Consider the following 10,801-nt stretch of genomic DNA (forward strand, 5'->3'; position numbering starts at 1 on the left):
TTGGAAAAAATCAACGAGGCAGGGCAAGGGTCTACATGGGGCGCATCATCAAATGGCTGATCTATCTGGGCATCCTCGGCGCTTTGGCGCTTGTGGCATATGCCTATGTGGGGCCGTATTTCGGCGCGGATTTCTCGCCGCCGCAAACGGAAGTCAGACAACCCGTGACGCTGGATGCGAATTAAGTCGATCCTCTTGATTCTGGCCAGCACCGCCTGGCCCGTGTTTGCTCAGGACCAGCAGCAGGACCAACCGCTGTCCGCGATCGACTGGTTGACGGTGCAGCGCATTGCGCCTCCGCTTGTGGTGCTTCCGGATCAAAACCCTGTGGCCCAAAGCGCGGCAGTGCCCGATATCGACGTGCAGCCGCTGGACGCGCCCGGCATCAGTGGCGTTGGGTTGCTGCCAAGTTCGGTGACCGGTTTGCCGCCAAACCTGTGGCGTGGCAGCGACGAGGCCACAATCATCACAACACTCGACCGGTTGCAGACCCGTCGTCCTTCAGTTCCCGCGCTCACCGGTCTGCTGCACATCCTGATGCTGGCCGAAGCCGATCCCCCTTCAAGTGCCACGGGCGACGCGCTGCTGCACGCACGGGTCAACCTTCTGCACCAGCATGGCCTTGTCGCCCCGGCAGAAGCCTTGATGGAGCGCATCGGCACATTGACGCCCCAGCTCTTTGATCTCGCTTTCGATCTGGCGCTTCTGACCGCATCTGACGAGGCGCTGTGCGCCCTTCTGGGCGATATGCCCAACCTAACCACGGACCTGCCCACGCGCATCTGGTGTGCTACCCGAAGCGGTGACTACCCGCACGCGATGACGATTTACCAGACCGGTGTCGCCTTAGGCCAGCTATCTGACCTTGATACGGAACTGCTGCTGCGGTTTCTGGATCCGGAATACAGCGAAGACGTGGCCCCGATGCAGCCTCCAGTGCGCCCGACGCCACTGCAATTTCGTCTTTTCGAAGCCATCGGCGAGGCGCTGCCCACAACCCCGCTGCCACTGCCCTTTGCCGTGGTCGAACTCTCGGGCGATGCCGGGTGGCGCGCGCAGCTTCAGGCCGCCGAACGGCTGGCCCGCGTGGGCGCAATCGACGCCAATCAGCTACTTGGTGTCTACACCGCCCAGAAACCGGCCGCATCGGGCGGCATCTGGGACCGTGTCGCCGCCTTGCAGAAGCTCGAAACCGCGCTTGGCTCGGGGAATGCTCCAGCCATATCTACCGCGCTGGAACAGGTCTGGCCGCAGATGCGCGCCGCTGGTCTGCTGGTGCCCTTCTCGCACCTCTTTGCCGCGCAACTGCAGGACATCCCCTTGGGCCAAAGAGCGCAGGATATCGCAACGACCGCCGGGCTTCTGACCGACAGCTATGAGACGGTGGGACAGAAGCTTGCAAACAGTCCGAATGCGCGGCTGGCGTTTCTTGGATCGTTGGCAACCGGCACCCCACAGGGCAGCATTCCTGCCGGTCTGCCCCATGCATCAGCCTTGGCCGCCGCATGGACAGCGTCACCACAAGCCCCTGCCATGCTGGCCGGACTGCCTGCAGAAAACCGGCTCGGCGAAGCGCTGCTGCACGCCATCCAACTGTTCGAAAGCGGGGCCGCCGGTGATGACGCAGACCTGACCGACGCGCTCCGCGTCTTGCGTGCCTTTGGTCTGGAAGACACCGCCCGCCGGGCTGCTTTGCAGCTTGCCATCCTGGATATGGAAGGCGCACGGCGATGAGCGACCGCCACTGGATTGCCGCCTTTCTGGATGCGCAAGCTGCCGAACGCGGTGCCGCAACAAACACCCAACTCGCCTATGCCCGCGACCTTGCTGATTTCACCGACTGGTTGGCGCAGAGGGGGACATCCCTCAACACCGCCCAGAAGCCGGATGTAGAAGGCTACCTGATCTACTGTGACGCGCAGGGTTTGGCGAAATCGACTCGTGCGCGGCGCCTCTCTGCGATCAAACAACTCTACCGGTTCTGTTTCGAAGAAGGCTTTCGCGAGGACAACCCTGCAGTGCAGATCAGTGGACCGGGCCGCGACAAACGCCTGCCCAAGACGCTGTCCACCGAAGAAGTCGACCGCCTTCTCAACGCAGCCGCCGCTCATGGCCGCAACCCAGCCGAACGCGAGCGCAACACATGCCTTATGCAATTGCTCTACGCGACTGGCATGCGGGTGACTGAATTGGTCTCTCTGCCGTTGTCGTCTGCAAAAGGCGACCCAAGAATGCTGCTGATACGTGGCAAGGGCGGCAAGGAACGGATGGTGCCGCTGTCCCCCCCGGCCCGCGCTGCCCTGCGCGACTGGCTGAAGACCCGTGAAGCGATGGAAGATACAGCCCGCGCCGAAGGCAAACCGACCTCGACCTTTCTCTTCCCATCACGCGGCAAATCCGGCCACCTGACGCGCCACGCGTTTTACGTGCTGATCAAAGATTTGGCCGTCGAAGGCGGGGTCTCTCCCTCCAAGGTGACGCCACACACGCTGCGCCACGCCTTCGCGACCCATCTTCTGGCCAACGGCGCCGACCTGCGCTCGATCCAGACCTTTCTGGGACATGCGGATGTCTCCACCACCGAGATTTACACACACGTTCTTGAAGAACGGCTCAAGGAGCTGGTGCTGGATCACCACCCATTGGCCCGCGACTGAACCGTGGCTCTTGAACGCCAGCGGCACTGACCCCATAACCCACTCAAGTTTTCAAAACGTTGGATCACATGGAACCCGCACTCCCCGCGGCAGACGCCGCTTTCTGGATCACGTCGGCAGCCATCCTTGGCCTTCTGGTGCTGTCCGCCTTTTTCAGTGGCTCTGAAACCGCGCTGACCGCCGCCTCGCGCGGCAAATTGCGCTCGATGTCAGACAAGGGCTCCAAAGGGGCGGACCGCGCGCTTCTGATCACCGAAGACAATGAACGTCTGATCGGTTCGGTCCTTCTGGGCAACAACCTCGTCAATATCCTCGCCACATCGCTTGCGACGGCCCTGTTCACGCGACTTTTCGGCGAATCCGGTGTGGCTTTGGCCACGCTGGTGATGACCGTGCTGGTTCTGGTCTTTGCCGAAGTGCTGCCCAAGACCTATGCCATCACCAATCCCGAAACGGCCGCCAGCCGCGTTTCGCCGGTGATCCAGCTGGTGATCACGGTGTTTTCCCCCATCGTCAGCGCGGTTCGGGTACTTGTGCGCGGTGTGCTCAGCATATTCGGCGTCAAAACCGACCCGGACAGCCATATTCTTGCCGTGCGCGAAGAAATCGCGGGTGCTTTGCAACTGGGCCATTCCGAAGGCGTGGTCGAAAAGGAAGACCGCGACCGTATTCTGGGTGCGCTCGACCTGAGCGAACGCACCGTGGAAGAGATCATGCTCCACCGTTCGGGAATCGAGATGATCGACGCCGACAATGATCCTCAGGACATCCTGCGTCAGTGTCTGGAATCGAACCACACGCGCTTGCCGGTCTTCCGCGGCGATCCTGAAAACATCATTGGCGTCGTTCACGCCAAGGACCTGTTCCGCGCGATGTACCTGTTCATGCAGGAAAGCGACAAACCCGCAGAAGCGATGAGCAGCTTCAAATTCGCCGATGTCGCGATGAAGCCGTACTTCATCCCAGAAAGCACATCGCTTGACGATCAGATGCGCCAGTTCCTGCGCCGCAGGACCCATTTTGCGCTTGTTGTGGACGAATACGGCGCCCTTCAGGGCCTGATCACCCTCGAAGACATCCTTGAAGAAATCGTGGGTGAAATCACAGACGAATTCGACCCGGACGGCGACCATCCGGTCAAGGCTGATGACGATGGCAATTACTGGATCGACGGGGCCATGACGATCCGGGATGTGAACCGACAGCTGGACTGGACGCTACCCGATGACGAGGCGAATACGGTGGCCGGTCTGGTGATCCACGAAGCCCAGATGATTCCAACGATCGGCCAATGTTTTAGCTTCCACGGATTCCGTTTCGAAGTGGTCGCCCGCGAGAACAACCGCATCACAGCTCTCAAGATCCGGCCATTGGCGATGGAGTGAAAAGAGCGCGCCAAAACGCGTCCACGCGTTTTGGCGTTTTGGCGTTTCCGTTGACGGAAACGGTTGGCGGTCGTCCATTCGTTCGCCATTGGCGCAAGCCCGATGGATCGCACCCCCAATACCGCCAAGGCATTCGACACCTAAGAAAGCTCAGGCGCGAAGCCGCGTTCCCTCCGGATCAAATGGAGGTTGATCGAGGATGATTGCGCGATGTGGACGGCCCAGAACCATCACCTCGACTGTGTCGCCCACAGTGGCGTTCTTGACATAGGCAATCGCAAGTGACTGGCCCACATGGTAGCCATAGGCGCCTGAACTCACGCGACCGATGCCCAGCCCATCTTTGAATATCGGCTCACCTCCTGTTGCGTCCGCGTTGGACTCATCAGTGTCCTCGGCGTTCAAAGCCAGAAGCACCATCTGTTCCCGCGCGGGTTTGGTCATGTTCGCTAGCGCCGCATCGCGGTTCAGGTAGGACTTGTCGGATCGGCACAACCGGTCCAGCCCGCATTCCTGTGGCCAGTATTCAGGGCTGTATTCGCGGCCCCAGGACCCATACCCTTTTTCCAGTCGAAGGCTCAACAGCGCCCGGCTCCCAACGGGGATCGCGCCCACCTTTTGTCCCGCCTCTAGAAGCGCGGCATAGAGCGTGACCTGATCTTCAGAGCGGCAGTGCAGTTCCCACCCCAGATCGCCGGTAAAGGACACCCGCAAAGCCATGACCTCAACTCCGGCGATCTCGATCCGCTTTGACCGCATGAAGGGCCAGTTTTCGGTATCAAGCGACGTGTTGGTCAGGCGCTGAAGCAGGACGCGAGACTTCGGCCCCGCCACGTTGAACCCGCACCAGGTGGTGGTCAGGCTTTCGAATGTGGTTTCGGCAGGCAGCAGCACCGCGTCATAGAAGCGTTTTTGATAGCGTTCGGCCATGCCAGAGCTGACAATCCAGAACTCGTCTTCAGCCAACCTTGTAACCGTCGCATCCCCCGCGATCCCGCCGCGCTTGCCGATCAACGGAGTGAGGCACGACCGGCCAACCTCTTGTGGCATGTGGTTGGCGAAGACTGCATTCAGCCAATCTTCGGCCCCCGGCCCCGTGACGCGGTATTTGGCGAAGTTGGAGATGTCGATGATCCCGGCAGCGTCGCGCAGGGTGCGCGCCTCATGGCCCACCACGTCCCACCACGGCTGACGCGTGAAGCCCGCGCTATCGGGCACGTCCTTTGAATAGTAAAGCGGATGTTCCCAGCCGTAATTCAATCCAAAGACCGCCCCCATCTCGCGCTGCACATTATAGACAGGGCGTGTGCGCACCGGGCGTCCGGCTTCGCGTTCTTCGCCGGGGAAATGGATTTTGAAGCGGTGCGCGTATTGATCGCCCACGCGCGCCTTGGTGAATTTGGCATCCGCCCAATCGCCGAACCGCGCCACGTCCCAGGCGAACATGTCGTACTGCATCTCACCTTCTATGATCCATTGCGCCACCATCAGGCCCATGCCGCCGGATTGCGAAAAGCCGGGGATGATGCCGTTGCAGCAGAAATAGCCCGGTTTCTCGGGCACCGGGCCCAGCAGCACATTGCTGTCCGGCGACCAGATCATCGGGCCATTGATCACACGTTTGATCCCGGCGCTGCCCACGACAGGCACCCGGTCGATGGCGCGCATCATGTTGTCTTCGATCCGTTCCAGATCATCGGCGAACAGTTCGTGGCCGAAGCCTTGCGGCGTGCCGTCTTCGGCCCAGAAGCGCACGTCTTTCTCGTAGGCCCCGACCAGCAAGCCCTTGCCCTCTTGCCGCAGGTAGTATTCGCCGTCCCGGTCCGCAACGGAGGGCAGACGTCGGTCCATCGCTTCGATCTCGACGATGGCTTCGGTGACGAAGTACTGGTGCTCGGTGGGCAACAGCGGCAGTTTGATCCCCGCAAGTGCGGCCACCTCGCGGCCCCAGAGACCAGCGGCGTTGATCACCCAGTCCGTACGGATATCGCCCTTGGGCGTACGGACGATCCATGTGCCGTCGGATTGCTGGTCGGTTGCTGTGACCGGAGTAAAGCGATGGATCTCTGCGCCTTTCTGGCGCGCTCCTGCGGCATAGGCGGCGGTCACACCCGACGGGTCCACATTGCCGCCGTCGGGTTCGTACATGATGCACCGGATGCCATCGAAATTGACCAGGGGGTGTAACGCCTCGGCCTCAGTTCGGCTCACCTCGTGGAAATTCATACCGTAGAGTTTCGCCTTGGCTGCTTGCAGGCGCAGTTGGTGTTCGCGCGCTTCGGTCTGGGCAAGGTAAAGCGATCCAGGCTGGAACACACCGCAGCTTTGGCCGGTCTCGGCCTCGAGCTGGTTGTAGAGGTTCATCGTGTAATGCTGAATCCGGCTGATGTTCGTGCTGTCGTGCAGCCCGTGGATATTCGCCGCCGCGTGCCATGTAGAGCCGCTGGTCAGCTCGTCCCGCTCCAGAAGGACAACATCGGTCCAGCCCAATTTTACCAAATGGTATAAAATCGAACAGCCAATGACTCCGCCTCCGATGACAACGGCTTGGGCATGGGTGCGCATGGCGGCTTCCTTTCGACAGACTTCCCCGAAAGTAACCACGACGCGCCCCCGACCAGATAGTCTTAAGACGACATCACGTGTCGGTTCCGCACAAACCCTGCGTGTGACGGTTTTTCTATGCACCCGACTTTTTGTTGTTAGGCTGACGCCATAGCGAACGCACGGGAGCCGCATGATGGCACATATGAAACACCGCCTGCATCACAGCACTGATCGGATGACGATGCACATCTGCACAATCCCATCTGCCACGGTCACCCAAGCCTTGGCGGCAGCTGGTGCGGATTCCGTGATCATCGACATGGAACATGGGGCCATCGGCTATACTGAGGCCCATGCCATGATCGCCGCGACTGCAGGCACCAATTGTGCGCCTTTGGTGCGCATTGCCGAAGCCGACGCGCGGTTGGTCAAGCGCGTGCTGGACCTTGGCGCGGAAGGCATCGTCTTTCCGCTGATCCGAACAGCCGAGGACGCGCGGCGTGCGGTGGCCTCCATGCGCTATCCGCCCAACGGCAATCGCGGGTTTGGCCCGTTCATCGCCCAATCGCGCTGGGGCACGGCACTGACCGAATACCCGGCCAAGATGGAAGACAATCTGACCTGTTGCCTGTTGGTCGAAACTGCCGACGCGGTGGCCAATATCGACGAGATTTGCGCAGTCGAAGGGATCGACCTGCTTGTGCCTGCAATGTTCGATCTGTCCACCGATCTGGGTCTCATGGGCCAGTTCGATCATCCCGATCTTCTTGCCGCAATGGGTAAGGTCGAAGCGGCCGCCAAGGCCGCCAATATTCCTCTGGGAAACGCCGCACTGAACGAAACGCAAGCGCGGTCGTTGTTTGATCGCGGCTACCGCGTGATTGCGGGTTTCGATGTTTTGTGGCTGCGCGAGAAAACGATGCAAGCCCAAGCATGGTGTGCCGACTGACATAGAAAGACCCAGAAGAACGACAGGATATGTCGCTTTCGGGCTGGACCTATACCCCGCGCACTTCATTCTCGGCGAAAAGCGGATCAAGAGGATTGAGTCGATGAAAACGCAGGCGCGTGTGGTGGTGATCGGCGGCGGGGTCGTTGGGGTTTCAGTGCTTTATCACCTGACCAAGCTGGGCTGGTCGGACGTGATGCTGGTGGAACGCTCGGAACTGACAAGCGGATCGACATGGCATGCGGCAGGCGGGTTCCACACGCTGAACGGCGACACCAACATGGCCGCCCTGCAGGGCTACACGATCCGGCTTTACAAGGAACTCGAAGAGATAACGGGCATGTCCTGCGGGCTACACCATGTGGGCGGCATCACGCTGGCCGACAACCGCGACCGGTTCGACATGCTGCTCGCAGAGCGGGCCAAGCATCGCTACATGGGGCTGGACACGCAGATCGTCGGCCCCGAGGAAATTGCCAAAATCGCGCCGATCACCAATCTGGATGGTATCCTTGGCGCTTTGTACGATCCGCTGGACGGGCATCTGGATCCGTCGGGCACAACCCACGCCTATGCCAAGGCCGCGCGGATGGGCGGGGCGACGATCGAAACCCATGTCATGGTAAAGGAAACCAACCAGCGGGCAGATGGCACGTGGGATGTGGTGACCGACAAGGGCACGATCCGTGCCGAACATGTGGTCAATGCCGGTGGTCTTTGGGCGCGCGAAGTGGGCGCGATGGCGGGCGTCTACCTGCCGCTGCATCCGATGGAGCATCAGTATATCGTCACGGATGAGATCGCCGAAATCTATGAGCGCGACAGCGAACATCCGCATGTCATGGACCCGGCGGGCGAGTCCTATCTGCGGCAAGAGGGGCGCGGGCTGTGCATCGGGTTCTACGAACAGCCCTGCCGCCCTTGGGCGGTGAGTGGCACGCCCTGGACCTTTGGGCACGAACTGCTGCCTGATGACTTTGACAAGATCGAGGACAGCATTGCCTTTGCCTACAAACGCTTTCCAGTGCTGGAACGCGCGGGCGTGAAATCGGTGATCCACGGGCCGTTCACCTTTGCACCCGACGGCAACCCGCTGGTCGGCCCTGTGCCCGGCTTGCGCAACTATTGGTCAGCCTGTGGCGTCATGGCCGGATTCAGCCAAGGCGGCGGCGTCGGTCTTATGCTGGCGCAATGGATGACCGAAGGCGAATGCGAACGCGACGTGTCCGCGATGGACGTTGCCCGCGTTGGTCGTTGGATCACGCCCGGCTACACCCTGCCCAAGGTGATCGAGAACTATCAGAAACGCTTTTCTGTCAGCTACCCGAACGAGGAACTGCCCGCCGCGCGGCCCCTGCGCATGACACCGATGTATGATGTGTTCGACAGCATGGGCGCGGTCTGGGGTGCGCAGTATGGGTTGGAGGTAGTGAACTACTTTGCCGCCCCTGACGAGCCGCGGTTTGAAACCCCGAGTTTCCGCCGCTCCAACGCGTGGGACGCCACCGCGCGCGAGGTGAAGGCCGTCCGTGAAGCCGTTGGAATTAATGAGGTTCAGAACTTCGGCAAATACGATGTGCAAGGCCCCGGCGCGCGCGCATGGCTTGATCGGATCATGGCGGGACGAGTGCCGCAACTGGGGCGGTTGTCGCTCTCACCGATGCTGTCCCACAAAGGCCGTCTGATCGGGGATTTCACCATCTCCTGCCTGTCAGAGACGCATTTCCAACTCACCGCAAGCTACGGCGCACAGGCCTACCACATGCGTTGGTTCCAGGCGAACCCGCCCCTTGATTCCGACGGCGATGTGACGCTCGACAATGTCTCGGACCGGCGCACCGGATTTCAGATCGCAGGTCCCCGTGCCCGCGACCTGCTGCAGGCCGTCGCCCGCGAAGACGTGAAGGACATGCGCTTTCTCGACGTGCGGCACCTCACCATCGGCCTGTCCACCGCCATCGTGCAACGGGTCAGCTATACAGGCGGTCTGGGATACGAGATTTATGTGGACGCGATGGAACAACGTGCGCTGTGGGATGTCCTGTGGCAAACAGGCCAACCTATGGGGATCACACCGTTCGGGATGCGCGCGATGATGTCGCTGCGGCTCGACAAGTTCTTTGGGTCGTGGCTGTCGGAGTTTTCGCCCGACTACACGCCAGCCGAAACCGGGATGGACCGCTTTATTGCATGGTCAAAGAACTCTGATTTCATCGGGCGCGCGGCGGCTGAAGCAGAACGCGCCACCCCGCCCGACCGGGAACTTTGCGCGTTCGAGGTGGCGGTGACCGACGCCGATGTGAACGCCTATGAGCCGATCTGGATCGACGGCACGGTCCAAGGGTTCTGCACCTCGGGCGGCCATTCGCACCATGCGGGAAAATCCATCGCACTTGGCCTGATCCCGCGCAGTCACGCGACCGAAGGGCAAACGGCGCAGATCGAAATCCTTGGCGAGATGTGTGACGCCACGCTCATCACCAAACCGCTCTACGACGCTGACGAGGAACAGATGCGCGGTTAGACTGGGGGCATGACCCATATAACATTCGTGATTCCCGCCGCCGGAGCCAGCCGCCGGATGGGCGACCGAGACAAGCTGCTTGAACCTGTGGACGGGGTGGCCCTTTTGCGCGGAGTGGCCGCGCGTGCTTTGGCAGTCAGCGACGATGTGATCGTCACCCTGCCCTCTGACTCCCATCACCGTGCCGAGGTGTTGGAAGGCTTGGCAGTACGGCAGATCCCGGTGCCCGATGCAGCCGACGGAATGTCCGCCTCATTGCGTCATGCCACAGCAGCGGTGCCAGACAATGCCGAGGGGGTTTTGGTCCTGCCCGCAGACATGCCGGACCTGACGGAAGATGACCTGCGCCAAGTCATCCAGGCCTTCGAGGATGCCAGTGGCGAATTTCTGGTACAGGCCACCGGGGCAGATGGCACGCCCGGCCACCCGGTGATTTTCCCAGCCGACCTGATGTCCGAGTTCAAATTGCTGACCGGCGACGCAGGCGCGCGGACGATTCTAAAGGCCAACCGGCACCGTTTGATTCGAATAGCCCTGCCCGGCGAACATGCCCTGACCGATCTGGATACACCCGATGCGTGGATCCTCTGGCGGGCTAACAACCCAGATCGGTAAATGTGGATAAGTTTGCGGATAAAAAAATGGGACGGCTCTCCCCTGCCGTCCCATTCTGTCCAATCGCTGCCACTTTCGGGCGCAATCGGCTGTGTAACTGCTGCGACTTTCGTCGGTAGCGGAG

Annotated in this window: 8 protein-coding genes; 7 read left to right on the forward strand and 1 reads right to left on the reverse strand. The window is 61.0% G+C overall.

Annotated elements, in window-relative coordinates:
- Positions 1–35 precede the first annotated feature (35 nt).
- From ACK3EW_RS09900 to ACK3EW_RS09915, 4 genes are all read left to right on the forward strand, one after another.
- On the forward strand, positions 36–185 hold the full coding sequence (locus tag ACK3EW_RS09900) for a hypothetical protein (protein WP_171046104.1): 150 nt from the start codon (positions 36–38) through the stop codon (positions 183–185).
- On the forward strand, positions 175–1,734 hold the full coding sequence (locus ACK3EW_RS09905; RefSeq protein WP_493809433.1) for a hypothetical protein: 1,560 nt from the start codon (positions 175–177) through the stop codon (positions 1,732–1,734). The genes ACK3EW_RS09900 and ACK3EW_RS09905 overlap by 11 nt, the downstream gene beginning before the upstream one ends.
- Positions 1,731–2,657 (forward strand): site-specific tyrosine recombinase XerD, encoded by a 927-nt coding sequence (locus tag ACK3EW_RS09910; protein ID WP_493809434.1) that lies wholly within the window; start codon positions 1,731–1,733, stop codon positions 2,655–2,657. Before ACK3EW_RS09905 ends, ACK3EW_RS09910 begins: the two co-directional genes overlap by 4 nt.
- 68 nt (positions 2,658–2,725) lie before the next feature.
- Positions 2,726–4,042, forward strand: a complete 1,317-nt coding sequence (locus tag ACK3EW_RS09915) for an HlyC/CorC family transporter (protein ID WP_085631027.1) — start codon at positions 2,726–2,728, stop codon at positions 4,040–4,042.
- 150 nt (positions 4,043–4,192) lie between these two features.
- Here the strand turns inward: ACK3EW_RS09915 and ACK3EW_RS09920 are convergent, their stop codons facing one another.
- The gene (locus ACK3EW_RS09920; protein ID WP_493809435.1) at positions 4,193–6,607 is read right to left on the reverse strand and encodes a GcvT family protein; all 2,415 of its coding nucleotides are present in this window, start codon (positions 6,605–6,607) and stop codon (positions 4,193–4,195) included.
- 175 nt (positions 6,608–6,782) lie between these two features.
- Here ACK3EW_RS09920 and ACK3EW_RS09925 point away from each other — a divergent pair, with 175 nt between their 5' ends.
- The 3 genes from ACK3EW_RS09925 to ACK3EW_RS09935 all read left to right on the forward strand — a co-directional run bounded on the left by ACK3EW_RS09925 (position 6,783) and on the right by ACK3EW_RS09935 (position 10,677).
- Positions 6,783–7,538 (forward strand): HpcH/HpaI aldolase family protein, encoded by a 756-nt coding sequence (locus tag ACK3EW_RS09925; RefSeq protein ID WP_493809436.1) that lies wholly within the window; start codon positions 6,783–6,785, stop codon positions 7,536–7,538.
- A gap of 103 nt (positions 7,539–7,641) precedes the next feature.
- Positions 7,642–10,062 (forward strand): GcvT family protein, encoded by a 2,421-nt coding sequence (locus ACK3EW_RS09930; RefSeq protein WP_493809437.1) that lies wholly within the window; start codon positions 7,642–7,644, stop codon positions 10,060–10,062.
- 9 nt (positions 10,063–10,071) lie between these two features.
- Positions 10,072–10,677 carry a nucleotidyltransferase family protein gene (locus ACK3EW_RS09935; protein WP_493809438.1) on the forward strand — a complete coding sequence of 202 codons (606 nt, stop codon included), beginning with the start codon at positions 10,072–10,074 and terminating at the stop codon, positions 10,675–10,677.
- Positions 10,678–10,801: the final 124 nt, after the last annotated feature.

The organism is Marivita sp. NO-S04 (assembly GCF_059070475.1).

Bases quoted from the DNA above. Each gene is read 5' to 3' on its own strand.
- ACK3EW_RS09905 (WP_493809433.1), top strand. From the start codon at position 175: ATGCGAATTAAGTCGATCCTCTTGATTCTGGCCAGCACCGCCTGGCCC.
- ACK3EW_RS09925 (WP_493809436.1), top strand. From the start codon at position 6,783: ATGGCACATATGAAACACCGCCTGCATCACAGCACTGATCGGATGACG.
- ACK3EW_RS09920 (WP_493809435.1), bottom strand. From the start codon at position 6,607: ATGCGCACCCATGCCCAAGCCGTTGTCATCGGAGGCGGAGTCATTGGC.
- ACK3EW_RS09915 (WP_085631027.1), top strand. From the start codon at position 2,726: ATGGAACCCGCACTCCCCGCGGCAGACGCCGCTTTCTGGATCACGTCG.
- ACK3EW_RS09900 (WP_171046104.1), top strand. From the start codon at position 36: ATGGGGCGCATCATCAAATGGCTGATCTATCTGGGCATCCTCGGCGCT.
- ACK3EW_RS09930 (WP_493809437.1), top strand. From the start codon at position 7,642: ATGAAAACGCAGGCGCGTGTGGTGGTGATCGGCGGCGGGGTCGTTGGG.
- ACK3EW_RS09910 (WP_493809434.1), top strand. From the start codon at position 1,731: ATGAGCGACCGCCACTGGATTGCCGCCTTTCTGGATGCGCAAGCTGCC.
- ACK3EW_RS09935 (WP_493809438.1), top strand. From the start codon at position 10,072: ATGACCCATATAACATTCGTGATTCCCGCCGCCGGAGCCAGCCGCCGG.